Here is a 26993-nt window from a genome sequence, read left to right on the forward strand (position 1 = left end):
GGTTAATTTTGAATCGTTTCCTGGCTAGTAACAGATGCTTCTCTAATCGGACGGCCATCTTTTAAGTCTAAAATACGACTCACAGCAATGCGATCGCCTGGTTTGACCCCAGAAATAACCTGATAAGCTTGACCTTGAATCGCCCCGACTTTGACGGGAATTTGTTTGGCAATCAAACTATCCTGAGATTTTCCCGATTGGGCCACATAGACAAATTTTTGCCCCCCCAAACTGGTAACGGCAGTCGTCGGCACTAAAACCCCTGGTTGGGTATCCCAAATCACCCTAGCCCGCACATATTGTCGATCGCGTAAGCTACCATCATTACGAAAGGCCATTTTTACGAGGATCGATTGAGCATTTTGTTGGACTAAAGGAGCAATATAGGTAATTTGACCTTGAACCCCAGGACTACCATCTGCCTTAATCATTTCTACCGGAAGCCCTTTCCGTAGGCGATCGCGGTTTTCCGTGGGAATATTCACATTCAAGAAAAAGACTTGATTATCTGTCACCGTGGTGATGGTTTCACCCACATTCACATTATCGCCAATTTTATGAGTATTAAAAGCACCCACCACCCCATTGATGGGAGCAGTCAGGAAATTATAGTCTAAGGTGACAGCAGTTGACCCCTGTTGTCCCTGAGCTTGGGTAATAGCAGATTGACGACTATCCACATTAGCTAAGGCTTGATCTACCCTTCTCTCCGCCGCTACAAAATTCTGTTGAGCCGCTTTTAACGCTTGAGCAGAAGCATCACGGGTTTTAATTTGGGATTTTAACTGGGCCTGAGTAGCATTTAAGGTGCGTGTCGCTTCATCGAGACTTTCTTTCGTCACCACATCTTCTGATTCTAAGAATTTCGCCCGCCCAAAATTTTTCTCCGCTAAGATCAATTCTGCTTGTACCCGTTGCACATCTGCTTCCGTACCGGCCAAAGTTGCTCTGGCATTTTCAACATTGGCCCTAGCTTGATCCCGTTCTGCTTCTCTTTGCCGAAATTCCGCTTCTGCTGCCCGTAAATCGGCTCTTGCTACATTCAAACTCCCGGTGGCTGCTGCTAATTGTTCTTTTTGCTGTTGAGGTTCAATTTCTATCAGTCTCTGTCCCTGACTCACCCTGTCCCCCTCCCCGACCAAAATACTGACAATGCGCCCATTAGTACGACTGGGGGCTAAGTCTACCCTCTGTCTCGCTTCGAGGTATCCGACAAAGGCACTACTATTAACCAAGGTGGCGGTTTGGAGGGTTTGTAATTCCACAGGAAGGGCTTGAGGGGCGGTGGCTTGGGGGGTTTCTGTGCCACACCCTGTCACTAAGGAGGAAATCATGAAAATGGTTCCGAGCCATTTCTGAGAAGATGGAAGGGGTTTGTGTGCCATTGCTCTGATGATTGCTGAAGTCATTTAGAATTTAGCAGAAGAAACCTAATTTTACTTTGAAGTTTCTTTAAGGTTGATAATTAAAGGGTTTTCTAGGATCAGAATAGTTAACGAGACGGCACTCTACCATTCTTTGGGTGAGGGCTGTATAATTCAGTCTTCCCCCGGTAATTTGGTATTCTGAACGGGGGTTAGGAAGATGACCTAGAGGGGCATCTAAACTGTAGTCGAGGTTTTGTTTAAAGGCTACCCATTGACCGTCTTTACGCCATCCTATTCTTGTGCCAAAATCATCGTAAGCATCGCTGGCTAATAAGCGTCCTGGCTTGTTTCCGGTTTCAACAAAAATGGAAAATTGAACACTAAAGCCAAATCTCCCCTGAGAATATTCTTTCCAGAGTTGATCAATGGTTTTGAGATCCCAACAGGGCATTGTGGCAATATCGTCACGGGACATCCAACCTTGTTCATCTCGCTTGATCGACTGTAAAATTAAGGTATTGGTGATTTCATTGGCTTTGAGCCATTCTTGCTTTTCTAGGCGGTTTCTCAGAGGACTAAAATCAACTCCGGTTTCTGGTGAAATTAAGGATTGATCATTTTTCGGCATTTCTTGGGCAGAAATAGCTGATAGAGAAAGACAACTAAAAACAAACGCTAACAAAAGTTTAGGGAATGGGGCCGTCATTTTCATTATCAAAATACCTAATGGTTTCAAAAATTTATCTTCAATGTTGTTTCTAGCCGTTATTTTAACCTGCCTTTGGATTAAGCCGATGAAGGTAAAAGTCTCTAAGGGTAATTTTTCGCTAACATATGATAACTTAAAGACGTTCTTTTTCTGTATGATTGATGCGCTTATTTATTGGACTCGTTTTAGGAACTTTTTTGTTGGTCGTTGCAATCTCATTTAAGAGTTTTCCAATTTATGCGACCTCAAACCCCACTCAAGATTATGCTCAATATCTCTGGTCTGTTCATCATCAGGAACGACCTGAGCCTACTGACATTTTAACCCAATTACCCACTAAGAATGATGTTGTCACCGGAGAAATGATCAGTTACGGCAACCTAGGGGGAAAACCAATCAATGGTTATTTGGCCTCTCCCATAAAGCGCGATCGCCCTTTACCTGGCATTATTATCATTCATGAATGGTGGGGACTCAATGACAATATTAAAGCTATGACGCGGCAAATTGCCGATCAGGGCTATAATGCGTTAGCGGTAGATCTTTATGAAGGAGAATTCGCTGATACCCCAGAAAAAGCCAGAGAATTAGTTACTAATGCTCAAAATAATAGCGATCGCCTTAAGCAAAATCTGATGTTAGCTTATCAGTATCTAGAACAAACGCAAAAGGCCCCAAAAATTGCCTCTCTGGGTTGGTGTTTTGGGGGCAGTTGGTCATTGAAAACGGCTTTATTATTCCCAGATAAACTTGATGCTGCGGTGATTTATTATGGAGGGGAATTAGAAACAAATCCCGAAGTTTTAAAACCGTTACAAATGCCGATTTTAGGAATTTTTGGAGAATTAGATCAACGGCCTTCTCCCGAAATGGTAAACTCCTTTGAAACTGCCTTAAAATCTCTGAATAAACAAGCTGAGATCTATATTTATCCTAATGCGGATCATGCTTTTGCTAATCCATCAGGACAAAGATACAATCCAGAAGCTGCCATTGATGCTTGGGAAAAAACCTTACAATTTCTCTCAAAACATCTTAACTAATAAGTAATACAGTCAAAAGGAAATATATCTAATTAGGAGTTTAAACCATGAGTCAAACACCCATAACAGTTACTTACTCCTTAGAGGAAATCTTAAAGGAAATCAATGGTAAGTTAGACAAGATTGATGAAAAATTTGAAACTAAGTTTGAGAAATTTGAAGCTAAACTAGACAATCTTCAAAAAAACGTCAGTGATTTGAGAACTGAGACTCAAGTGGGAATTGAATCACTCAAAGGAGAAATGAAAACCCTTGATGCAGAAGTTAAAGGAATTAATAAACGATTAGACAGTCAAGAATTTATCAATCGTTCGATAGGGGTTGGGTTTATTCTAGCCTTTGGGACAGGGGTGATTAAGTTATTTTTCCCGAACTTTCTTCATTAATTACGCCAAAAGTAATAGAATAATAAGGTTATCGATTTGTTCCCTGTGACAACCGAAATAGGACTGTCAAATGACTTGGACTCGACATCATGTTTTGGGGTTAGCTGACTGGGTAAAGGATGAATACGATACCCTTTTACAAACGGCCTCTAGTTTCCGTGAAGTGTTGTCTCGACGCACGAAAAAGGTTCCGGCCCTTCAGGGACTGGTAGTAACAAATATGTTTTTTGAACCTTCTACCCGTACCCGTAGCAGCTTTGAATTAGCGGCCAAACGTCTCTCTGCTGATATCTTAAATTTTGCCCCAGGAAGTTCTTCTTTGACCAAGGGAGAAACCATTTTAGATACGGCCAAAACTTATCTGGCCATGGGAACAAATATCATGGTGATCCGCCACAAAGAGGCAGGAGTGCCTCAGGCGATCGCGGCGGAAATGGATCGTTTAGACACAGGGGTTAGTATCCTCAATGCGGGAGATGGACAACATGAACATCCCTCCCAAGGGTTATTAGATTTATTTACTATCTGTTCTTTATTAGATTGTGATAAACCCCGATTAGAGTTATTAAATGGCAAAAAAATTGCGATTGTTGGAGATATTTTACACTCCAGGGTTGCCCGTTCTAATATTTGGAGTCTAACAGCAGCAGGTGCTAATGTCCATTTAGTAGGCCCACCAACTTTGGTTCCTGAATGGTTTAAAGGGATGAAAAATGACTCTCATTCTGGGGAATTATTCTTACATTGGGAATTAGAACCTGCTTTGGAAAATGCAGATTTTGTCATGACTTTGCGCTTACAAAAGGAACGAATGACGGATTATTTATTACCCAGTTTAAGAGAGTATCATCAACTGTATGGAATGACTCGAAATCGCTTACAATTATGTCATCCTGATGTTAAAATACTTCATCCTGGGCCGGTTAATCGTGGGGTAGAAATTAGTTCTGATTTAATGGATGATCCTCAATTTAGTTTAATTCAACAACAGGTTACAAGTGGTATTGCTGTGAGAATGGCTTTATTATTTTTGATTGGGACTTCTTCTGAAATGGTTGAATGATTATTAGTATCTAGATTTTAAAATCCTGTTGACTAACAATAGATTCAATGCCTAAAAATTCCTGATAAATTCTGCTTTTGTATTCTTCCCCAATTTCATTAATAGCAGAAATAAAGGCTTGATAGGTTCCTAATCCTCCAATTTTATCCCAAAATTCGTCACCAATCAAAACAACTTCATCGGTTTGCATATCAAACCATCTTGAGGGAAAAGACCAACTATAATCTTCTTTTCTACCATAAGGATTATAGGAAAGTGCAAAATATGCACCATCAACTTTTTTGGGTGTCATTGCGTGTAATTTAAGAATTTTTTCCTTGCTCACTTTTGTTTGATCACTATTGGGTAAAGGTGCTTTTAATTCAAAGGCATATTTCTCTTTTGTTAAAGGATTTTCGGCATAAATATCACAAACAACTTGAACCGGAATATTTTCTCCCTTTCCTTTCATAATATAAGATAATTCTTGTTTCCAATTAGGGGTTATTCTTGGTTGATCTAGTTTTGGGTGTTCTAGATTATTAAGAACTTCTGTAATGCGTCTTAATCTTTCAGCTTTAATACATCCTTTAATGGTATGACCCATAATTCCATATCCTAACCCTTCTTGTGCAGCAACAACGGCTAACTTTTCCCAAACTTTACCAAAAGGAGTAACAAATCTTCTTTCAAAATGTGAACCTTTAAAAATTTCATCAGGAACTAAAGCTGCATATAAAGGTTTTGCTGCTCTATGTTTTTCTGGAAGGAAAGGATCTTGAATAAGCACTCTATTCATAACTTTGTCCATCATCTCTTGAATGACAGATTGAATAGCAAGCTTCATTTTCTGCTCTCTTTTTAAGTTACTCATCAAAATTATAGGATAGTTTTTAGTAAAGATTTAGTGAGATGATAAACAACTGGAACTGATACGGCATTCCCTAATTGTTTTTTAGCTGTATTTTCATTATCTGCTAAAATAAACCAATCTGGAAATCCTTGTAACTTAGCATAATCTCGACTCGATAAAGGTTTATATTTCTTTTTAAAATATATTTCTTGAATAAAATTTTCTTTATAAATTTTATGATCTTGACAAGTAAAAGATTGAGTCGCAATATAATCTCTTGTTCCCGTTGCTGTTAAAGTTGCAAGAACGTCAGAATGAGGTAAAAATATTTTAGATACTCCATTAATTCCTGAAGAAATCTTTGAATTAACGAAATCATAGCCTTGATCTTTAACAGTTTTTAGTATTTTCTTTTTAATTAGTTTTTCCAATTCATTTTCTTGTAAATTAGTGATAAGTTCTCGTAGAATTTCTAAGGTTAAAGGATTACCATCTTTATCCCCATATTTCTTTTTTCGTCTATTCCTCAAAATAATTTGACAAATTTTTTTCTCTCTTTCAGTTGTTCTAATTAAGTCCCAAGAATGAATTGTTGTGTGACCATCTCTAATATCTGAAAACATAAAAAAGTCATTGAGTTCATCAATTTTTTGAAAACGACCTCTAGAAACCGGAATTTTTCCCTCAAATAAAATATCTGGATCAAATTTCTTTTTATTTAATTTCTGTTGTGAAATACCAGGAATAATTTGATAAAGTTTAGGAGTATTAGCTAAGGGTTTGGGAAAAGAAAAATTAGCATAATTTTCAATTATTTTGTTGATTCCTATAATAAAAACTCGATCTCTATCTTGTGGTAAACCAAAATCATAGGAATTAAGAATAGCATAAGTCACCCAATATCCTGATGCTTCTAATTGATTAATAATACTTTCAAAACTTACTTTATTTCTCGGTTCAGTTAAACCTTTAACATTTTCAAAAATAAAAGCTTTCGGTTGGTGATTTTTAACTAATCTAATCACATCAAACCAAAGTTTACCTCTAGGATCTTCAAACCCTTTTAATTTACCAGCAATTGACCAGGGTTGACAAGGCACTCCCCCAACCAATAAATCAATCTTATCAGGAAGATTTGTAATTCTAGTAAGATCTCCTAAGTTAATTTCTTCCGAATTACAATAACTAATAAAATTCTTTTGATAAACTTTAATTGCTTCCGTATCAATTTCAGAATATCCTAAACATTTTCCTCCGAGTTGTTCTAGGGGAATGCGAAATCCTCCAATTCCCGCAAATAAATCAATAAATGTAAATTTCGTTTGACAAAACGTTAATGATATTGGCTTAAAAGCCTTAAATAATTCTAGTTGTTGATGATTTTCATGGGTTTTCATAGACTTAACAGTATCTTAATATATTATCCACCAATTTGAGACATGGTACGTTGATAAATTCCTGTTTCGGTTCCTGAGTCCCTTTGTTTATAATTAATCTCTGGTTTAATATGTAATAAATGAGCAACTTTTTCTTTTATTTCTGTTGTATCTGTTCCCTGTCTTAAGAGGGTTTTTAAATCAATTTGTCCCGTTTCATTTAATAAGCAAGGCCGTAACCAACCATCCGCAGATAAACGCATTCGGTTACAGCGATCGCAGAAACATTCAGACATCTGACTAATAAATCCTAATGTTCCTTTTGAACCTGGTATTTTAAAGACATCTGCGGGGCCATTTCCTTTAATATTACTCTCCATTAATCCCCATTTATCACGAATTTTTTGTCTTATTTCTTCTGAGGGAACCCAAGGGTTATCGCTGAATAATTCGGCATTACCAATGGGCATAAATTCAATAAAACGGATGTGCCAATTTCGTTCTATACTTAAGGCAGCTAAGTCTTCAATTTCGTTTTCATTGACCCCAGGAATGACAACGACATTTAATTTTAAGGGGTCAAAACCGACTTGATAAGCGGTTTGAATCCCATTCCATGTTTGTTGCCAAATACCCCTTTTATTGTAACCGATAATTGTCTCAAATGTCTCTGGTTTTAAGGAATCTAAACTAATATTAATTCGTTTTAATCCCGCATTATATAAATCTTGGGCCATGGATGATAATAAAAACCCATTGGTAGTCATTGACAGGTCTTCGGTTGCGGGTAAAGCGGCTATATCCTGAACTAAATCTACCACACCAGGGCGTAATAATGGTTCTCCTCCTGTAAGGCGAAATTTACTAAATCCTAGGGGTATAAATACGGTTTTTAGTAAGGTAATTATTTCCTGATGATTGAGTAATTCTTGACGCAAAATATAATCTAATTGCGCCCCTTGAGGTAGACAATATTGACAGCGAAAGTTACAACGATCAATTAAACTAATACGGAGATAATCAACTTGATTCATAGAGAAGTTCCTGGGCAAAAATATGGCTTAATTAATTAGGATTGAGGAATAATAGTTCCGTCATCTCCTTCTAATTTCCGAATAATGGTTGACGGAGTTACTTGACTGGGTTTAAAAATAGAATCTAAGGCTTCATTTAGGGTTTTTGCCATGATAATTTGATTTTCATAAACCACAATAACTCTCGCTAAAGTTGGTAAACTATTTTTTTCAGCTTCTAGATAGAGAGGTTCTACATAAAGTAAAGATTGTTCAGTAAAAAAGGGAATAACTAAAAGGTTTCCTTGAATTACTCTTGATCCTTGACGGTTCCAGAGAGAAATTTGTTGAGAAATTACGGGATCTTGGTTGATCAATGCTTCAACCTGTTCCGGGCCATAAATAACTCGTTGTTTAGGCAATTCAAATAATAACATTTTACCATAATTATCCCCATCAGAACGAGCAAATAATCCGGCAATTAAATTATTGCGACTGGTGGGAGTATAAACCGTAAAAAGCATAAATTCTTGAGCATCATTAGTGAGACTCATTAATAAATAATATGGCTCAATGGGTTGTTGTTTTTCCCCATAAATTTCTTGAGGAATACGCCATTGATCTTCTCGATTATAAAACACTTGAGGATCGCCCATGTGATAGGTTAATAAACGTTCTGACTGGGTATTAAATAAATCTTTAGGGTAACGAATATGGGCTTTGATCGTTGGGGGCATTTCCGTCAAATGTGTAAACAAATTGGGAAAGATTTGATACCAAGATTGAATCAGAGGATCACTAGGATCGACAATATAAAAATTCATATCTCCATTGTAAGCATCAATGACAATTTTGACAGAATTACGAATATAATTAAAATGGCGATCGCCTGGATCAGAATAGGGATAACGATCACTGGTTGTATAGGCATCAATTATCCAGTAAAGGGTTGTTTGATTGGCTAAATTACTATCATTTTTAACCTCGGCAGTGACTAAATAAGGATCACGATCAAAGCGCAGAAAAGGGGCTAATTTACGAATACGACGGTTAATATTACGGCGAAAGATTAATCGAGTATCCTCCGTAAAATTGCGTGTAAATAACATTTGCCAATCTTTGAGATAAGCAGAAAATAGTATTCTTTTTCCCCAAGATCCAATATTGATACCACCTCGACCATCATAAACATTGTAAACGTTATCTTGACCGCTAGGATAATCTAATTCTTTGACCTCTGTATTAGTCATAATATAAGTATCAGTAGATTCTCCAAAATAGATGCGAGGATTATCAATGGGAATACTATATCGAATCAAAGAACTAGCAGTTTGTAGTTCTCCTTCATTGCTGGATGTGCCAATATTTTGTACAAAATAGAAAGGTAAACCCCCTTGATCAACTCGGTTTACGGGAGAGAGAGTAAAGCCATAACCATGGGTATAAATTAAATGTTGGTTCACCCAAGTTTTTGCTTGTTTCGGCACAGCATTATAGTCTAATTCTCTAGGGGCAATTAATACCTGTTGTTTGGCTGTAATTGGCTTTTGTCCGTCTATTTCTGTGGGAATGGTATAACGATCAATATCAGCATCTAGGAATTTATAATAAAGACGAATTTGTTGTAATTGGCGATTAGTTTCCAGCAAGGGACGAGAATCCCAAAGACGGATATTATTAATCGTTAAACGGTTTTTCTGGAGATCTTTATCTGTTAAAGTTCCGGTGCCATTAAGGGTTTCAATTGAAATTTTATCTAAATCAAAAGCACGACGGGTTAAGGCAATAGTGCGTTCAATATAAGGTTTTTCTCTCGCTAATTCATTGGGTTCTACCACAAAACTTTGAACCCCTTCTGTGGCGAATAAAATAACCAGAAGAATGGTTAAATAAAAGATGAAGGGAAGGGGTGAAAAGGGAAGACGGGGTAAAACAGAATATTTAAGGGATTCCTTGGGATATTTTCCCGATCCGGTGATACCTTTAATGAATAACCAGAAAGCAATGGTTATCGTTGCGATCACGGCCATAGTATCAAGGGGTAATGCAACATGAACATCCGTATAACTTGCCCCGAAAACTACGCCCCGTGTAGAGTATAAAAGTTGATAACGGGCTAACCAATGATATAATCCGACAATGAACATTAAGTAACTGCCCAAGACATATAAATGGCAAAGTTGGCCGCGGGAAAACCCAGGAAATTTACCTTGAGAGAGACTTTTTGCTGATAATAAATAAATCAAACTAACAGCAATAAACCCATAAAGAAAGAGTCCTCCTAGCCAAAAATTTAGTAATTTCCAATAAGGCAATTTAAACACATAAAAACTAATATCTCGACCAAATTGAGGATCAACTTCGCCAAAAGGAGTTGACTGAAAATATTGCAGAATTCTTGTCCAATTTCCTGATAAAACTAAGCCAAAGACCAAACTAAAAAGGACGGCTATGGCATTGAGCCAAAATTGGGGATTAATGAGCAGACAAATGATAATCCCAGCAACAACTCCCAATTTCCAGAGATGTTTACTCAGTTGGGACAGCAGTTCGGGAACAGAGTTAAAAAAGAAAGGAGAGGGAAGGGGTGGGGTAATATTCGGTAAGGTGAGGTCAGGAGTCCAGACATCATAGGCCACTTGACTGTAATAAATTAACATCAACCCCATCAGTCCCCCTAACCCAAAGACCACGAACAGCAACCAAAATAACTTGATAGGACGAGACTCAGGGAATAATTGTGAGAAGGGTTTTGCCCGTTCTCGTCGCCGTTTTTTGGAGGATGGGGGGGTGTCTGGAACCCCATTCCATTGACGAATTTTCGCTTGACGTAAATTCCCCCATAAAAACCACAGGGATAAGCTGGTGGTCACTCCCCAGAGGCCAAATTGCCAAAATAACCGCTTTAGATAGGTTCCTAAATATCCAACTTCTTGAAACCATAATCCTTCAATAATGACATGGGATAATGCTTCAAACCCTAACCAGACTCCGATGAGAAGACTGATGAATTTAATCAGGGGATGGGTTAATAGTTTAGCCATGGGGTTTGGGGAGTGTGGGGAGTTTAGGTGGATTGGTAGGGGCAAACGGCCGTTTTCCCCTACCATAACAACTGATACTTTTATCTTAACTTCTCGACAATTCTAATTCCTGTATCTTTGTCGGTTGACGTTTTCCTTGAAAAATCATTTTAACGCCTCTTGCGGGTGCTAAAGTTACACCTCGTCGTTGTAATTTTTCGGGTCGTGTATCCCCTAATTTCAGTTGATAGTTAGTCATAATAGTAGCTAACACTAATTTCATCTCAAATTGTGCCAAAGCTTCCCCTAAACAACGTCTTACCCCACCACCAAAGGGAATAAATTCATAAGGAGAATATTGTCTCTCTAAAAATCTTTCTGGACGAAATTCATGGTGGTTAGGATAAAGATCTTCTCGTTGATGAGTAAGATACATACAACCCATTACGATGTCCCCTGGTTTAATAGGATATCCTATAATTTCTAAAGGTTCTTGAGCCACTCTGGGAAAGGTTAACATAGCCACCGGAGTGATCCTTAATGTTTCATTACAAACTGCTGTTAAGTAAGGCAAACGTGCAATATCCATTGCATCAGGAGACTCTCCAAGACTGGCTAATTCCTGACCCAGTTTTTCTTTGACTTTTGGGGTACAATGAAGCCAATACAAAGCCCAGGACATAGCTGTTGCGGTGGTTTCGTGACCTGCTAACAATAACCCCATCAGTTCATCCCGTAATTCTTCGTCAGTTAAGGGGTTGCCGAATTCGTCTCTTGCTGCCATCAATAAGGATAAAATATCGGTGCGGTTGGGATCTGGGTTAGCATGGCGATCGCTAATTTCTGCATAGATTAAATTATCTATTTGTTGTCGCTGACGCAAAAATTTACCCCAAGGACTCCATTTTCCCCAGTCTTGTTGCAAAAAGGAGAAGAAAAGAAAGGAGGAAGTTAGAGGGGACTCAAATAATTCAGTTAACTCCCCAAATAGCTGTTTAATTTGTTGGTAGCGTTCCCCTTGAGTAATGCCGAATACTGTCTCTATAATGATTTGTAGGGAGATACTTTGCATGGTATTTCGGGCGAGAAACGGCTCAGCTATAGGCAGTTGAGTCATGACTTCATGGGTAATACGGGTGATCATGTCTCCGTAAGCTTTGAGACGTTCCCCATGAAAAGATGGCATCACCAATTGACGACGTTTTCGGTGGCGATCGCCTTCTATTAACATAGTAGAAGAATCTCCCACAACGTGCCGCAAAATGCTATTAAATCCGCTAGGTGCGTTAAATTGTTTGCGATCGTTGGTTAAAATTTCTTGCATTGCTTGAGGATCGCTAGTCATGATCACGCGATCGCCAAAACCGATCCCACTAGCCATAAATATATCAGGATATTGAGCCTGGTTATTTTCTAAAAAACTGACGGGATCAAAAATCCATTGCAGACGTTGTAAGAAATTAGGGGTTTTAGAACCAGGAATTATTTTCATCAAACTTATTTTCAGGAATTGCTATAACTTCTTAAATTATAACAAAGCGGCTCTACCGAACCTGCTATGTAAAACTATTAAAAAATATAGGCTCAAACCCTTAAGGGTTAAGCTATACAGACAAAACCCGCCTACGCGGGTTTAATTTAGTCTCCCTTCGGAGACTTGGTTTCTATAGTATTAGACTTCAGTCTGTATGGTTTAATCTTTATTAGACTTGGTTGGTTTTTTAGTCTTTAAAATTAACCCTAAACCACCTAAGAGGAGAAGTCCCAGAGATGGGTTAGACTCAGGAACAGAAGCAATAGAAACTAGAATAAATTCATTATTATCTGCTTGTCCTGGAGTACGTCCCACACTGAAAGGAAAGTTATTGTCATTGGTGATCAGCAAAGTGTTTTTATCAATGGGTAAAATTGCTTCAATGGTGACAAATGGAAATGTAAATATTCCATCAGTGGTGCCATTGCCACCAATATTATTAGGATCGGCAATATCTAACAAATCCACTAATAATTCTTTTTTGACAAACCCATCTTGATCAACTTCATTAATGTTGATTTTATAGATACGTTTGAATTGAGCAGGATCAGAAAATAAAGGATTATTAGGATCTCCTTGTTTTCCATCTCTTTCAATCACCAAAAATTCCGTGTCACTAATAGCAGTTAAGTCGCCGATCGCCTGTCCGGTTTCTGTGGGATTTTCTAGACGATAATTAAAAGAATTTCCGGTAAACTGAGAAGTTGCTAAATCATACTCATAAATTAACAAGCGATCGCGTTGTGGATCGGAGGTTAATGGCCCTTCTAACAGGGGATAAAGTTTGGTTCCACTAGTATTAATAGCCATTCCTTCAAATCCCCTAGAACGAGGTAAATTCGCTGTTGTTAGGTTAGGATTATCAGGAGATTGTACAAATGGATTTGCATCTAATCCTAGTAAGTTAGGAATAGAAATAGGGGCTTCTAGTAACGTGCCATCTGCACTAAAATGAAGTAAGAAGGGGCCGAATTCATCCCCTACCCAAAATGTTCCATCAGGGGCTTCACGGAAGGATTCTATATCAAAATCTGCCCCAGTTAACCAACGATTTGTTACGATATTAGCATCAACTGGAATGGCTGAATTAGGATAATTTGTTAAGTCAGCAACAATGTCAAAATTAATCAGATTATTTTGATCGTTTAACTGCAAAATACTATCTTCTGTAAAGCTAGGAAGTCTAGCCCCAGTTTGCCAATTTGCCGCAAATACTTCTCCAGTATTAAAGTCTATTTCAACGGTATAAAAACGCAAAACTGAGTCAGCAGAATTCGCTTTACTTCCAAACCCATTATCTTCCATTACTCGATAAGTATTGGCAGTTGGGCCTGGTAAAATAGCAGAAAATCCTTGTACGGGTTCTTGATTTACAAAAGGTGGTATAAACCCATTAGATGGGGCAATAAATTGTCCTGATGTTGGCCCTGGAGCAAAGGTATTAGCGTCTAATACTGCTCGTCCGACTAATTCACTAGCTAGGGCATTTGATTGGGTGATCATAGCCCCTAAAAGGACTAAAATACACGATGACAATTTTAGTTTTAACATAAACTCCTCACTGTTTAACTAACAGTCTATTTATAAAAGACCAGGAGGATTATAGAACATGAAAATTAATAATTGATTAAGATTATATTATTGTTAAATTATTTTAGATTTTGTCAAAAAAATCATCAAAAAAGTGAACTAGAAAAACACAAAAAATAAACAATTATTTGATTTATCGAACAAAGGGCGTATGCGATACGCCCCTACAAAAACGGAATTTATTCCACTGTAGGGGCGCAATGCTTGCGCCCACAATGTAACAGAAACAAACATTTTTCCCCATGATGTCGGGAGAGCAGAATTGAACAAGAAAAATGAAAAAAATAAACAATTAATTGATGATAAATGATTGATTTGTAAGGTGGGCATTGCCCACCCTACTTTTTTATTTAAACTTAATTTAATCCAAGTCCTTGTTTAGCTAATGCGGAAAGAACTTGAGTAATAAGTCCTACACTAATTGCACCACCACCTTTTTCACTAATTAATTTTATAGCTTTTTGAAGCTTATCTTTATCCCGCGTTTTATCCAAAAAGTTATGACCTTCCGATGTTAAACGATGAATAATTAAAGTTTTTATTCCACCGGATATTGTTTTAAGATGTTCTATTTCAATTAAGTTCTCATCTTTTAGAAGTAAAACATGGTCATAAATTTCTTGAAGTTCATATTGTTCAATACTAAATTTGATATAATTGAAAGTATAAGTAATCTTAAAGCTCGAAGAATGATTTGAAACAAGAAAAACTTTACCGGATGAAGAAGATTCTATATCTTTTAAAATATCAACAAACAAATTCCAATCACGCTTCATATTTCGCTCCTATAAGAAATTCATAAAATTGCAACCTGTCAGTAAAAATTTCTTTTTCCCGACCTTACTAATATAACAAACTTACTCAAAAGTGTCATGAAGGGAATGATCGCCTTATCATAATTCTAAGTATTATCACTTATCTTCTAACTAACTGTTATGATAGAATAAAGTTTAACAAACTCGTGATCAGTATTAGTAAAAGCGATGGAAACTCAAACCGTTAAACAGAAAGCACAAAAATTAATCGAAAATTTGCCTGAAAATTCCTCTTGGGATGACTTAATGTACGAAATTTATGTTAGACAATCAATCGAATCAGGATTAAGCGATAGTGAAGCAGGGAGAGTTATTTCTGTGGAAGAAGTTAAAGCAAAATTTGGATTGTCAAAGTGAAAGTTTTTTGGACTCAAACAGCAGTTAATCATCTATCTTCTATTTATAACTACATTGCTCAAAATTCAACCTATTATGCTCAAAGACAGGTTGAAAGATTAACCAAACTTTCCGAACAGATTGCAATGTTTCCCCTATCGGGTCGTATTGTACCAGAATTTGAAGAAAAACAAATTCGATAAATTATTGAAGGACATTATCGCATTATTTATCTGATTAAAGCTGAGCAAATAGATATCATTGCTGTGATTCATGGTTCATTATCAATTAACTCTATTGAAGAATAATAAAGTGCGATTCCTAATTAAGCGATCTTTCATCTTGTTAAAAGAGATAGGGGTTTAACAGTGTTAAACCCCTACAAAATATCTAAATTCTATCAACCTTTTAAGGCTTCAATTAACTGTTTTTTAGCAGTTTCTAAAGCTTCTTTTAGCTTACTAGGATCACGTCCTCCTGCTTGTGCTAAATTAGGACGGCCACCCCCACCACCTCCGCATATTTTAGCAATTTCTCCGACAAATTTACCTGCTTGTAGCTGCTTATTTTTATTGACTTTTGGACTAAAAGCTGCTACTAAACTAACCTTTCCTTCTTCGGGAATAGAACCCAAAATAACAGCACCTTCTCCTAATTTTTGTTGTAACCTTTCTGCTGCCGTTTGTAAAGCTTTTGCGTCCATTTCTCCCATGTCTGATACCAAAAGTTTAAACTCACCAATTGATTCTGCTTTGTTTAATAATTGGTCAGATTTGGCAATTGCTAAATCTTGTTTTACTGAGTCTAATTCTTTTTGGGTTGTCTTTAGTTCCAACTGTAAAGATGTAATGCGATCTCTGATTTCTTCCGGTTTAATTTTAAAGCGATCGCAGAGATCTTTAACCACAGTTTCCCGTACTTTCAAATATTCTAACACAGCCGGCCCTGCAACCGCTTCAATGCGTCTTACTCCTGAAGAAATACCGCTTTCTGACATGATTTTAAACAGTCCAATCTCAGCAGTATTTTTAACATGAGTTCCCCCGCATAACTCCATAGAAACTCCAGGGACATCTATCACCCGAACTTCTGCCCCATATTTCTCCCCAAACATTGCAACTGCGCCTTTTTCTTTGGCAGTTTCTATAGGCATTGTTGCGATTTCTGTGTCATGTGCTTCTGCGATCCAAGTATTAATAATATCCTCAATTTGTTGTAACTCATTTGAGGTTACAGCGCGGGGACAATTAAAGTCAAATCTGAGACGATCAAAGTCTACTAATGATCCAGCTTGAGAAATAGAATCATCCACAACTTTCTTCAATGCTGCTTGTAATAAATGGGTTGCCGTATGATTAGCTTGAACCCGACGACGACAAGCGCGATCAATGGTAGCTGTTACTGTATCATTAACCGAAGCTTGACCCCTTTCTATACGTCCAAAATGAACAAAAATTCCTGATTCTTTTTTGACATCATCGATACGAATCACTAAATTATCACCAGTTAAATAACCGCAATCGCCTATCTGTCCCCCTGACTCTCCATAGAATGGGGTCTTATTTAGAACTATTTGAATGTCCGTTCCTGCTTCAGCTTTGTCTACGGTTTTACCCTCAACTAAAACTGCTTCAATTTTTGCGGTTAATTGTAGATCAGTATAGCCCAAAAATTCTGTGGGGTGAATATGTTCAGCTAACTTATCTAAGCTACCTTGTACCGTTAAATCAATGGTTTCATGAGCAGCTTTTGATCTTTCTTGTTGCTGCTTCATTGCTACTTCAAACCCTTCGACATCAACGGTTAAATTGCTTTCTTCTGCAATTTCTTGGGTTAACTCTAAAGGGAAACCATAAGTATCATATAAAGTGAAAGCATCTACCCCAGAAATTTGACCTTTATTCGGTGTTTTACTGATAATTTCAGCGAGTAGCTTTTCACCCCGTTCTAATGTCTTTAAGAATGCCACTTCTTCCCGTTCTAATTCTCCTTTGATAAAGCTTTCCCGTTCCCTCACTTGGGGATAAACTTCCTCGGAAAGTTGGATCGCTGCTTCAGCAACTTGATTGATAAATTGCCCCTCAATACCTATTAAACGACCATGACGAACAACACGACGAATTAAACGACGTAAAACATACCCTCTATCCGTATTTGATGCTGTAATTCCATCAGCGATCATGTGAACAACTGAACGAACATGATCTCCAATTACTTTTAAAGATATCTTGATCTTTTCATCCGCTTTCTTGTACTTAATTCCGGCAATATTGGCAGCAGTTTCAATAATGGGAAAAATCAGATCTGTCTCATAATTATTTGGGACTTTTTGCAATATTTGGGCCATTCTTTCTAACCCCATTCCCGTGTCAATATTCCTGTTTTGTAACGGGGTTAAATTGCCATCTGTATCACGATTATATTCCATAAACACCAAGTTATAAAACTCGATGAAACGGGAATCATCTTCTAAGTCAATATTTTTGTCTCCTAATTCGGGGTGGAAATCATAATATAATTCTGAACAGGGGCCACAGGGGCCAGTGGGGCCAGCTTTCCAAAAGTTATCTTTTTCCCCCATTCGTTGAATGCGTTTAGGAGGAATACCAATAATATTCTCCCAAATTTTAAACGCTTCATCATCCTTTTCAAAGACACTGACGACGATGTTTTCTGCGGGTAATTTATACACTTTTGTAGAGAGTTCCCAGGCCCATTTAATTGCTTGTTCTTTGAAATAGTCCCCAAAGCTAAAATTACCTAACATCTCGAAAAAGGTGTGATGTCTAGCAGTGCGTCCCACGTTTTCGATATCATTGGTACGGATACATTTTTGAGAAGTAGTCGCACGGGGGAAGTCTGGTTGCTTCTGACCGAGAAAAATGGGTTTAAAGGGAAGCATTCCCGCAATGGTAAGTAATACCGTGGGGTCTTCGGGAACTAAAGATGCACTGGGTAAGATTTCATGTTGTTTCTTAGCGTAAAATTGCAGAAATTTATCCCGTATTTGACTACCAGTGAGAGAGGGTGCAGTTTTGGCCATTGTGGTTTCCTTGATGATGAGTCCTTCTATCCTTGTTTCTTTATTGTGGCATTTTTGATGCTAGGACAACGATAAAGATTATAATAAGGATACAAATTCAGTTAATGGAGTTGTCTATTAACTAGCACAATAATTGAGAAATTGTTGACAATGAAAACAACTCCGTACTTTGAAAATGTTGTTTTGGCAAAACGTCCTTATTTACAACGTGAATGGTGTCAAAAGGCATTAGATAGACCTGTTAGAATAGAAATTGAACCAAATAATCGTGTTCGATATTGGGTTTTTATTTCTGAATTGGGTAAATATTTAAGAGTTGTGACATTGGAAGATAGGGAAACTGTTCATAATGCTTTTCCTGATCGAAATTTTAAATTATAAATGAGGAAAGAAAAATCATGAAGTTACATTATTATCCTGAAACTGATTCTTTATATATTGAATTAAGTGATAAACCAAGTGTTGACTCTCAAGAAATTGTTGATGAGGTTGTCATTGATTTTGATAAAAATGGTCATTTAGTTGGAATTGATATTGATAATGCTTCAAGTAAATTAAATTTACAGGAACTTGAAACTATTAATTTACCCCAAGTATTAACACAAATTTAATTAAGTCAGCTTTTCCCAATGGAATTGATTCAGAAAGTTATTAGCCATTGTTAGCATTACTTTATGAAGAAATGTCAGATCGAAATTTAGCTGAGGTAATTTCTCATTATATGGGTAAAGATTATGCAGTAGTTTTTAATGATATTTATAAAGTAAGTTCTAGAGAGATACCTGATTCTAATTTGGTAGATAAAATTAAACAACATTTATTAGTCTATGGATATCAAAATTGGTTAGAAGATAACTGATAGATATTGTAATATTACCGGACGACTTATCAAAACTTAGATTATGGCCTATAATTAGAGTTGAGTCGTTATCTGTATAGTATTTGTGAACAAAAAACAACTCGAAAGTTTACATATTCATAGTTTTAGAGGTATCCGAGATTTAGAATTAAATGATCTGGGTAGAATTAATTTATTTGTGGGGATTAATAATTGTGGAAAAACCAGTGTTTTAGAAGCAATTTCCCTTTATTGTAATCCGTTAAATTTACGGGAATGGTACACGATTTCTAGACAGCGTGAAAATGAAAGTAAGTTTTCTTATTTATCGATACCAGATTCAATAACTTTGTTGTTTCCCTATGATTATCTCAACAATAATAAGCTTGATGAAGGGATAATACTAATTACAAGTAATGGTCTTTATCCCATTAAAAAAATAAAGGCTTTTTATAAAAGAATTGAAAGTCTTAGAAGTGATGGTCAGCTAAGTCTATTTGATATTGAGCAAGATCAAGAGAGAAACTTATGGGAAAATTCACATAATAGTAATGTTATTCAAACGGGAATATTATTACAAGTGAAAATAAGTTTTTTAAAAAATAATTTAGAAGAAGAAATTACCGAAAAATTTGAATTATGGAAAAATGATAGAATCATCAACTTGAATAGATCACAAGGATTACAGATTGATTATACAGCAATTTCTCCCTCATCTCATCGCACCGAATCTTATGCACCGATACTGCTTACTCAGGCAAAAATAAAAGGGTTTACATTAGAATTAATTAGTTTACTGAAATCTCTAGATCCAAATATTCAAGATTTAGAAATTTTAACGCATCAAAGTACAAGAGGAGTTATTACTGTTTATGTCCAACATAATAAAATGGGTTTAGTACCTCTTAGTACCTTTGGTGATGGAGTTCGTCGTTTGGTATATATTGCCTTAGAGTTAGTTCAGTTAAAAGATGGAATTTTATTAATTGATGAAATTGAAACCGCTATCCATACAGAAGCATTAAAAGACTCTTTTTCTTGGATAGTAACATGGTGTAAACAATTGAACATACAACTATTTGCAACCACCCATAGTCTTGAAGCAGTGGATGCAATTTTAGCAGCAACAGACTCGGATACAGATTTAGTTTTATATCGTTTAGAACAAAAAGAAACTAAAACCGATGCTATTCGTATTGGAAGAGATAGACTGCAACGCTTAAGAGAAAATCTCGGCCAGGAGGTTCGTTGGTGAGTCATCATTATTCTATTATTGGAGTTGAAGGGCCTCATGATCAAGCATTTGTTGGTAAACTTTTAAGAGTATTAGGGTTTCAAGATTTCAGAAAAATTCATCAAGGAAAAGCAGAATATCTTGATCCTTTTTGGAGAAAATTCACTCCACAATATCCTAAAAATGGAGATTTGTATGCTAGATTAGATATGCCTTCTATTTTGTTTACAGAAACCCATTCTATTGCAATTTATTGTGGTGGAGGAAGTAACTTATCAACAAATCTAGATGATATTTTATTTACTCATCCACCTTATCAAACTGAATTATCTGCCTTTGCTATTATTGTAGATGCGGATAAAAAATCCCCTAAAAATATTGCTCAAAATTTTCAGGAAACCTTCAAACCCTATTTTTCTGATTTTCCTAGTAAACCTGGTATAATTGCTGATGGTAAGACGAAAACAGGAATGTATATTTTACCCGATAATAATAATAATGGGGTTTTAGACAGTATTTTACTAAAATGCGGAAAAGAAGCTTATACTGAATACATCACAGAAGCAGAAAATTATATTTCTAAGTTAGATAATTCATCCCAGAAATATCATAAATTTAAAAACTTTGATAAAGATAAAGCGATTATTGCTTCAGTGGTTAGTGTTCTCAAACCAGGAAAAACCAATACAGTGAGTATTGCCGATAATAACTGGATAAGTGAAAAGACAATTCAGAACGTTATTGAACTTGCTAGTTTTATTGAATTTCTCAAGCAATTACTCGATTTAACCTAGTTATATAATGGGCATTACCATTAAAAAAATTAGGGTTTTAATCCGTTGGTAACACCCATCATTGTCGGTTTAAAAAACACCAACTTGACCAGGATTAAGATATTGATAATTAACCTCTGGTTGCTGCCAAACTTGTCCATCTAGGGCCATTTGTTCAATCAAACTGGCTAAGCGTAACGCTTTCAGGGCCTGGGTTCCACCCACAGAAGGCTGATCACCTCCTCGGACACAATGGACAAAATGTTCTAATTCAGCATGAAGGGGTTCAATTTTTGTGGTGTGAACCTTCTCAATTAGTCCATCTTGACGATACAATACCTGACCATAATCCGTACTATAGTTAGCAGTCGTTTGTCTGTGAATTAAAATATCATTATTGAGGAAATCAGCCTCAGTTAAGCAATTTTTACAATGGGCCGCTAAACGGCGAATTTTGCGGTGAGTGACTTTACTTGCGGTGAGGGTGGCAACAATGCCATTAGCAAACCCTAAAGTTGCGGTAACATAATCTAAATAACCAGAGTCAGAGGCACGACTACCACTGGCAGTCAATTTGATGACAGGTGATCCTACTAATTCTAACAATAGGTCAATGTCATGGATCATCAAATCTAAGACCACAGAAACATCGTTGGCCCGTTGAGAGTAGGGACTCATGCGGTGAGCCTCTAACGCGAGGACTTCTTCGGTTTTTAGGACTTTACTGAGTTCTTGGAAAGCAGGGTTAAACCGTTCAATATGTCCGACTTGTAAAATACCGTTAGAACAAGCGGCAGCATTGACTAAAGATTCTGCTTCAGCGATACTGGCCGCGATCGGCTTTTCAATCAGAGTGTGAACACCGGCCTTTAAACAGTCCATTCCCACAGGATGATGCAAACGGGTGGGAACTGCAATACAAACTGCATCGACATGGGGCAGCAGATCAAGATAATTTTCAAAGAAACGAACCCGATACTTACTGGCAATGTCGATTCCTCGTTCTACATTAACATCGGAAATGCCGATAAATTCTACATCTTTGAGTAAGCTGAGAATGCGGGTATGATGTTGTCCCATGTTTCCCACACCAATGACACCGATGCGTATGGGATCAAAGCTACTTCTGTGTACTTTTTGGGATGGCTGTGTATCTGACATTTGGTTTGTCACTCCTGTAAACTCCTCCACCAAGGTTGATTGGCCGAACGTTGCATAAATAGGTTCATGAGTCAATCACCCAAAATAGTAACACAATTGGCCCAATTGTAAAGAAATTTCACAGCCTAGCTGGGTAATTGATGCAAATGCCAACATTCTTGGGCGATCGCCCAATCTTCTTCGGTATGAATCACCAAAATTCTCACGGATGAATCAGTGGCGGCAATATCTACATCAACGGGAGAGGCTTCATTTTTTTCTCGGTCTAATTTTAACCCGAAAAAGCCAAAAGATTCACAGGCTTTTTCTCTGATAATAGGGGCATTTTCTCCCACTCCTGCGGTAAAAATTAAGGCATCTAATCCTCCTAAAACAGCTAACATCGAACCAATCTGCGATCGCAGTCTATGAACATACATATCAAGGGCTAATTGGGCCCGTTCATTGTCTTCTTTTATGCCTTGAAAAATAGATCTTACATCAGCAGAAATACCAGAGATTCCTTTTAACCCTGATTCTTTATTTAACATAGTATTTAATTGCTTAGGACTGTATTGATATTCTCGCATTAAATAAATTAAAATAGCGGGATCAATTGACCCGCTACGGGTTCCCATCATTAGTCCTTCTAAGGGAGTAAATCCCATCGTCGTGTCAATACTGATTCCATCTTTAATGGCAGATAAAGAACAGCCATTGCCCAAGTGACAGTTAATTAATTTTAGAGAAGATAGGGGCTTATTTAAGATTTGAGCAGCCAGTTTAGCACAATATTGATGACTGATACCATGAAATCCATAGCGACGAATTCCTTTGGCCAACCATTCGTAAGGAATGGGATAAGCTGCATTTTCTACAGGTATTTTATGATGAAAAGCTGTGTCAAATACTGCTACTTGGGGAACATTGCCTAGGATAGTTTCTATGGCTTCAATCCCTTGGATATGGGCAGGATTATGATTAGGAGCTAGGGGAATTAAATCTTTAATTGTTGCTTTTACTTCTGGGGTGATTATCGTTGCTTCAGAATATTTAGTTCCCCCATGAACTACTCGATGACCAACCATATTAATTTCAGAAAATTGATTAATAACCCGTGTTTCTCCTTGAATTAAACTGTTGAGCATTTGAGCAATATCTTGAGTTTTATTCTCTGATTGTAAGGTTATTTTTTGTTTGATGTGATTTGATTTAACTGTTAAAATTCCTTGACCTTCTGAGACTGTCCAATCAATCATTGCTTCCCATACTGGTTTGAGGGGATGTTCGGGTAACTTTTGATCACCGAGGTCATATAAACAACTTTTTTGACTACTTGACCCGGCATTTAAAACTAAAATTTTCATGATTTTCTGTAAATATTATTTTTTATATCATAATGATATCAGATTAAAGATAGGTAATCTGATTTTAGATTTTAGATCTTTATTAATCTTCAATAAAAAATTAAAAATCTCACTTAAACTAAGGCAAGGTTAAGGCTAAGTAGTTAGACATTATTACCTTTTTGTAGTTTAAACGTACTGTGGCATTGTCAGAAAATAGAATCAGTAATAAAGAATAAGAAAAATGTTAAATTTTGCTAGAATCTATCAAAAATTGAGGCTATAATTAATCAGGTTCATTTATTTTGATTTTTTTCAATAAAGCCATGAAAACCCAGAGAAATTCATTAACTAAATCCTTATCCCTTAATAGACGAAATTTTGAATATTTTAGTTTTCATTTAACGTTAATTTTTACTATATTTGGGGTCAATGCTTTTATAAATCCTCTTTTAGCAAAACCAGAAATGATCTTTGTTCAAAATGATATTAGTTATACAGTAAAATTAAAGAAGAAAAGTCTAGAAAACCTTACTTTTAGTATTGCTTATAAACAATCGGATGGCAATACCCGCACGACTAATTATAAGGGGAGTTGTGGTTCAGATACAGTTAATATTTTAGAAGCAACAACAGTTAGTCCATTAGGGGATATTGTCTCTCAAGAAATTGCCTCTCAAGCGGTTGCAATTGATATTAGTCCTGAAAGTAGTTGGGAATTTGGTAATACGATTCGTGAAGCTTTAATTTTAATTTGTAAGTAATTTGTGTGGGTTTATCATGAGTAAATATCTGTATGAAAAAGATTTTAATTTATGGTTGGCAGCAACTATTAAGCAGCTAGAAACTTATGATTTTGAAGCATTAGATACAATTAATTTAATTGAGGAGTTAAAAGACTTGGGTAAAGCAGAAAAAAATGCTTTAGAAAGTAATTTAATGATTTTGTTAGCGCATTTACTAAAATTAACGGTTCAAGCTGACGTACCAGAAACCATGAAAAATAGTTGGTATAATTCAGTTATTGAGCATCGTAAACGCATTAAAAAGCAACTATCTAAAACTCCTTCCCTCAAAAGTTATTTACCAAAAATTTTAGAAGAAGCTTATAATGATGGGAGAGATATTGCTATTCAAGAAGGCAAAAAAGCGTCTTTTGGCATTCCTATTCCTGATGAATCTGAATATCCTACACAGTGTATTTTTACGATAGAGCAAATTTTAGATGATGATTTTTTTAGTTAAGTAGAATATGGAGACTAAAAGAATGAAAATTAAATTACCATTCAAACTTAAAATATATGCTGTTAGAGTTAATGATAAGTATCAGGTTATAACCTTTATAATACAAACTTAGGGAGAGATATCTGTACAATGTGTTCTAAAAATCAGGAAAAGTGTTCATTCTAACTCAAAAATAAAACTAAGGAAGCCAATTAATATCTATTACCTGTTCTAAAGTATAAGGGGATTTTTTGGGGAAACTTTTTAGGCGAGTTTTTTTTGTTACATATCGCAAGGCATCATCATAAATATTATTATATTCTTGTTCCAAATGCTGATACAAATTTGTAGTCAAATGTCGTTTTAATTGGGTACGAAAACTATCAATTTCAGACTCCCAATGTGCTGCATTATCTTCATATTCTTCTGTCCAAAATTGTAATAACAAAAGATGTCTTATCACTTGTTCAAGTAAACTTGTCGCTTTGTTTTTATCTCGTCTACCCAAGCTTTCTAATTCCTCGATTAAATTGTCTAAATCTAATTCGTTAAAACGATGGGATTTTAATAATTTAATTGTTTCTTGTAACCAAAGGTGATCATCAATTTCATAAAGATTTTGTAAATCAGTTTTTGTGAATATGTCTTGCATTATTTATCCCATCCAATTTCTAGATAAAAATTTTTAGAGGAATTAAAAGCTTAACCCCGATGCCAAGTCGTAACGCCTCCAGGTTGATCCACCAATATAATACCTTGTTCTTTCAACTCATCTCGAATGCGATCGCCTTCTGCAAAATTCTTGGCTTTTCTGGCTGCTTTTCGTTGTTCAATTAAGTTCTCAATTTCAGCATCACTTAACCCGTTACTCGGTTCAGTTTTAAGCTGTGTTTGATCCGCTTCTAATCCTAAAACTTGAGCTAAACTAACTAAAGTATGCCATTGTTTCTCTAATAGTTCGGCAGAGGTTTCTGTTTGTCCTTGATGGGTTAATAAATTACCTTCTTTGCGTAATTCTTTGGCCATTTCAAACAAAACTGCTAAGCCACCCGCAAAATTAAAATCATCATCAACTATCTCTTGAAACCGTTGGATAAACTCAGGTAATAACTCAGAATCATCTACCTTAAACCCTAATTGTTGACCATATTGATAGCCAAATAATAACCCTTCTGATAAGGTATGCCAGCCATTAGTTACTGCTTCTAACGCTTCATCAGTAAAGTCTACAGGTTTGCGATAATGAGCTTGTAGAATAAATAACCGTACCGCCATTGGGTCAATTTTAGCTAATAAGTCCCGAATAGTTGTAAAATTGCCCAAAGATTTCGACATTTTTTCCCCACCCACCTTAACCATGCCATTATGTAACCAATAACGGGCCAAAGGTTTACCTGTGACTGCTTCTGACTGGGCGATCTCATTTTCATGGTGAGGAAAAATCAAATCACTGCCCCCCACATGAAGGTCAATAGTTTCTCCTAACCTCTCTCTTACCATTGCAGAACATTCAATATGCCATCCTGGCCGGCCTTTTCCCCAAGGAGAGTCCCAAGCTGGTTCCCCAGGTTTCGCTCCCTTCCACACCGCAAAATCTGCGGGGTCTTTTTTCTTACTTGCTTCGGGGTCTTCTATTGCTACTCTACCACTGGCCCCCGCTTGTAAATCTTCTAATTTGCGGCCAGAAAGCTTACCATAGCCTTTAAACTGATGCACATTATAATAAACATCTCCCTCTGAAGCATAAGCATATCCTTTCGCTTCTAACTCCGAGACTAACCGTTGAATACCATTGAGGGTATGGGTAGCGCGAGGGTAAGCGTCTGCTTTTTGTACACCAAGGCGTTCCATATCTTCAAAATACGCCTCAATAAATCGTTCTGATACCGCTTCCATGGTTGTATTTTCTTTTCTTGCACGGTTTAATATCTTATCGTCAATATCCGTAAAATTCTGAATATAGTTAACTTCATAACCACGCCATTGTAAATAACGGCGTACCACGTCCCAAACAATACAGGTTCTCGCATGACCCAAGTGACAATAATCATAGACTGTAATGCCACAGCAATACATCCTCACTTTACCTTGTTCAATGGTGGTAAAGGGTTCTTTTTTACGGGTAATGGTGTTGTATACGGTTAGTGTCATGTTCAGTTATCAGTCATCAGTTATCAGTCATCAGCTTTTTTATTGTTGCTGATTACTGTTGATCATCAGGTTGCACAAGGGTCATCCTTTCATAGATTAGGCGATCGCTTAACCATTCCCTAATTATCGTAACAATATTTTGATAATTGATAAAATA

26 protein-coding genes are annotated in these 26993 nt (G+C 36.6%); 12 read left to right on the forward strand and 14 right to left on the reverse strand.

Annotated features, from left to right (window positions below):
- Positions 1–2: 2 nt before the first annotated feature.
- Together VB715_RS05155 and VB715_RS05160 are read right to left on the reverse strand one after the other, a co-directional pair.
- A complete protein-coding gene (locus VB715_RS05155; protein ID WP_323300120.1) occupies positions 3–1385 on the reverse strand; it encodes an efflux RND transporter periplasmic adaptor subunit in 1383 nt (460 codons plus the stop codon).
- Positions 1386–1452: 67 nt separating this feature from the next.
- Complete coding sequence (locus VB715_RS05160; protein WP_323300121.1) at positions 1453–2073, reverse strand: GUN4 domain-containing protein; 621 nt, start codon at positions 2071–2073, stop codon at positions 1453–1455.
- A gap of 164 nt (positions 2074–2237) precedes the next feature.
- On the opposite strand from VB715_RS05160, the gene VB715_RS05165 reads away from it, so the two are divergent.
- From VB715_RS05165 to VB715_RS05175, 3 genes are all read left to right on the forward strand, one after another.
- Positions 2238–3119 (forward strand): dienelactone hydrolase family protein, encoded by an 882-nt coding sequence (locus VB715_RS05165; protein WP_323300122.1) that lies wholly within the window; start codon positions 2238–2240, stop codon positions 3117–3119.
- A gap of 47 nt (positions 3120–3166) precedes the next feature.
- Positions 3167–3505 (forward strand): hypothetical protein, encoded by a 339-nt coding sequence (locus tag VB715_RS05170; protein WP_323300123.1) that lies wholly within the window; start codon positions 3167–3169, stop codon positions 3503–3505.
- A 70-nt stretch (positions 3506–3575) separates the two neighbouring features.
- Positions 3576–4568, forward strand: coding sequence for an aspartate carbamoyltransferase catalytic subunit (locus VB715_RS05175; RefSeq protein WP_323300124.1), 993 nt, complete (start codon positions 3576–3578; stop codon positions 4566–4568).
- Between the two features lie 10 nt (positions 4569–4578).
- On the opposite strand, the gene VB715_RS05180 is transcribed toward VB715_RS05175, so the two are convergent.
- The 7 genes from VB715_RS05180 to VB715_RS05210 all read right to left on the reverse strand — a co-directional run bounded on the left by VB715_RS05180 (position 4579) and on the right by VB715_RS05210 (position 14712).
- Positions 4579–5394 (reverse strand): TdeIII family type II restriction endonuclease, encoded by an 816-nt coding sequence (locus VB715_RS05180; RefSeq protein ID WP_323300125.1) that lies wholly within the window; start codon positions 5392–5394, stop codon positions 4579–4581.
- 32 nt (positions 5395–5426) lie between these two features.
- A complete protein-coding gene (locus VB715_RS05185; protein WP_323300126.1) occupies positions 5427–6797 on the reverse strand; it encodes a DNA cytosine methyltransferase in 1371 nt (456 codons plus the stop codon).
- Positions 6798–6820: 23 nt separating this feature from the next.
- Entirely contained in the window at positions 6821–7810 is a 990-nt protein-coding gene (gene moaA, locus VB715_RS05190; protein ID WP_323300127.1) for a GTP 3',8-cyclase MoaA, read from the reverse strand.
- A gap of 35 nt (positions 7811–7845) precedes the next feature.
- A complete protein-coding gene (locus VB715_RS05195; RefSeq protein ID WP_323300128.1) occupies positions 7846–10833 on the reverse strand; it encodes a UPF0182 family protein in 2988 nt (995 codons plus the stop codon).
- Positions 10834–10918: 85 nt separating this feature from the next.
- The gene (locus tag VB715_RS05200) at positions 10919–12304 is read right to left on the reverse strand and encodes a cytochrome P450 (RefSeq protein ID WP_323300129.1); all 1386 of its coding nucleotides are present in this window, start codon (positions 12302–12304) and stop codon (positions 10919–10921) included.
- A 201-nt stretch (positions 12305–12505) separates the two neighbouring features.
- Entirely contained in the window at positions 12506–13849 is a 1344-nt protein-coding gene (locus VB715_RS05205) for an esterase-like activity of phytase family protein (RefSeq protein ID WP_323300130.1), read from the reverse strand.
- Positions 13850–14292: 443 nt separating this feature from the next.
- Positions 14293–14712 (reverse strand): DUF2513 domain-containing protein, encoded by a 420-nt coding sequence (locus VB715_RS05210; RefSeq protein WP_323300131.1) that lies wholly within the window; start codon positions 14710–14712, stop codon positions 14293–14295.
- 207 nt (positions 14713–14919) lie between these two features.
- Here VB715_RS05210 and VB715_RS05215 point away from each other — a divergent pair, with 207 nt between their 5' ends.
- Entirely contained in the window at positions 14920–15108 is a 189-nt protein-coding gene (locus tag VB715_RS05215; RefSeq protein ID WP_323293131.1) for a hypothetical protein, read from the forward strand.
- Positions 15105–15290, forward strand: coding sequence for a type II toxin-antitoxin system RelE/ParE family toxin (locus VB715_RS05220; protein WP_323300132.1), 186 nt, complete (start codon positions 15105–15107; stop codon positions 15288–15290). Before VB715_RS05215 ends, VB715_RS05220 begins: the two co-directional genes overlap by 4 nt.
- A 197-nt stretch (positions 15291–15487) precedes the next feature.
- Here the strand turns inward: VB715_RS05220 and alaS are convergent, their stop codons facing one another.
- Positions 15488–18130: an alanine--tRNA ligase gene (gene alaS / locus VB715_RS05225; RefSeq protein ID WP_323300133.1), complete on the reverse strand. Its 2643-nt coding sequence runs from the start codon at positions 18128–18130 to the stop codon at positions 15488–15490.
- Positions 18131–18280: 150 nt separating this feature from the next.
- Between alaS and VB715_RS05230 the strand changes: the two genes are divergently transcribed.
- The 5 genes from VB715_RS05230 (at position 18281) to VB715_RS05250 (ending at position 20996) form a co-directional block, all read left to right on the forward strand.
- Entirely contained in the window at positions 18281–18511 is a 231-nt protein-coding gene (locus VB715_RS05230; protein ID WP_323300134.1) for a hypothetical protein, read from the forward strand.
- Between the two features lie 17 nt (positions 18512–18528).
- On the forward strand, positions 18529–18741 hold the full coding sequence (locus VB715_RS05235; protein WP_323300135.1) for a DUF2283 domain-containing protein: 213 nt from the start codon (positions 18529–18531) through the stop codon (positions 18739–18741).
- A gap of 71 nt (positions 18742–18812) precedes the next feature.
- A complete protein-coding gene (locus VB715_RS05240) occupies positions 18813–18989 on the forward strand; it encodes a hypothetical protein (RefSeq protein ID WP_323300136.1) in 177 nt (58 codons plus the stop codon).
- A gap of 85 nt (positions 18990–19074) precedes the next feature.
- Positions 19075–20223, forward strand: a complete 1149-nt coding sequence (locus VB715_RS05245; RefSeq protein WP_323300137.1) for an AAA family ATPase — start codon at positions 19075–19077, stop codon at positions 20221–20223.
- The gene (locus VB715_RS05250; protein ID WP_323300138.1) at positions 20220–20996 is read left to right on the forward strand and encodes a DUF3226 domain-containing protein; all 777 of its coding nucleotides are present in this window, start codon (positions 20220–20222) and stop codon (positions 20994–20996) included. The genes VB715_RS05245 and VB715_RS05250 overlap by 4 nt, the downstream gene beginning before the upstream one ends.
- A gap of 69 nt (positions 20997–21065) precedes the next feature.
- On the opposite strand, the gene VB715_RS05255 is transcribed toward VB715_RS05250, so the two are convergent.
- Both VB715_RS05255 and VB715_RS05260 read right to left on the reverse strand, forming a co-directional pair.
- Positions 21066–22136 (reverse strand): Gfo/Idh/MocA family oxidoreductase, encoded by a 1071-nt coding sequence (locus VB715_RS05255; RefSeq protein ID WP_323300139.1) that lies wholly within the window; start codon positions 22134–22136, stop codon positions 21066–21068.
- Positions 22137–22261: 125 nt separating this feature from the next.
- Entirely contained in the window at positions 22262–23482 is a 1221-nt protein-coding gene (locus VB715_RS05260; RefSeq protein WP_323300140.1) for an acetate kinase, read from the reverse strand.
- Between the two features lie 305 nt (positions 23483–23787).
- On the opposite strand from VB715_RS05260, the gene VB715_RS05265 reads away from it, so the two are divergent.
- Both VB715_RS05265 and VB715_RS05270 read left to right on the forward strand, forming a co-directional pair.
- Positions 23788–24225, forward strand: coding sequence for a hypothetical protein (locus VB715_RS05265; protein WP_323300141.1), 438 nt, complete (start codon positions 23788–23790; stop codon positions 24223–24225).
- Between the two features lie 16 nt (positions 24226–24241).
- Positions 24242–24706, forward strand: a complete 465-nt coding sequence (locus tag VB715_RS05270; RefSeq protein ID WP_323300142.1) for a DUF29 domain-containing protein — start codon at positions 24242–24244, stop codon at positions 24704–24706.
- A gap of 178 nt (positions 24707–24884) precedes the next feature.
- Here the strand turns inward: VB715_RS05270 and VB715_RS05275 are convergent, their stop codons facing one another.
- Entirely contained in the window at positions 24885–25337 is a 453-nt protein-coding gene (locus VB715_RS05275) for a DUF29 domain-containing protein (RefSeq protein ID WP_323300143.1), read from the reverse strand.
- A gap of 50 nt (positions 25338–25387) precedes the next feature.
- Positions 25388–26836, reverse strand: a complete 1449-nt coding sequence (cysS, locus tag VB715_RS05280) for a cysteine--tRNA ligase (protein ID WP_323300144.1) — start codon at positions 26834–26836, stop codon at positions 25388–25390.
- Between the last annotated feature and the right edge of the window lie 157 nt (positions 26837–26993).

This window comes from Crocosphaera sp. UHCC 0190, from assembly GCF_034932065.1.
Taxonomy (GTDB): Bacteria; Cyanobacteriota; Cyanobacteriia; order Cyanobacteriales; family Microcystaceae; genus UHCC-0190.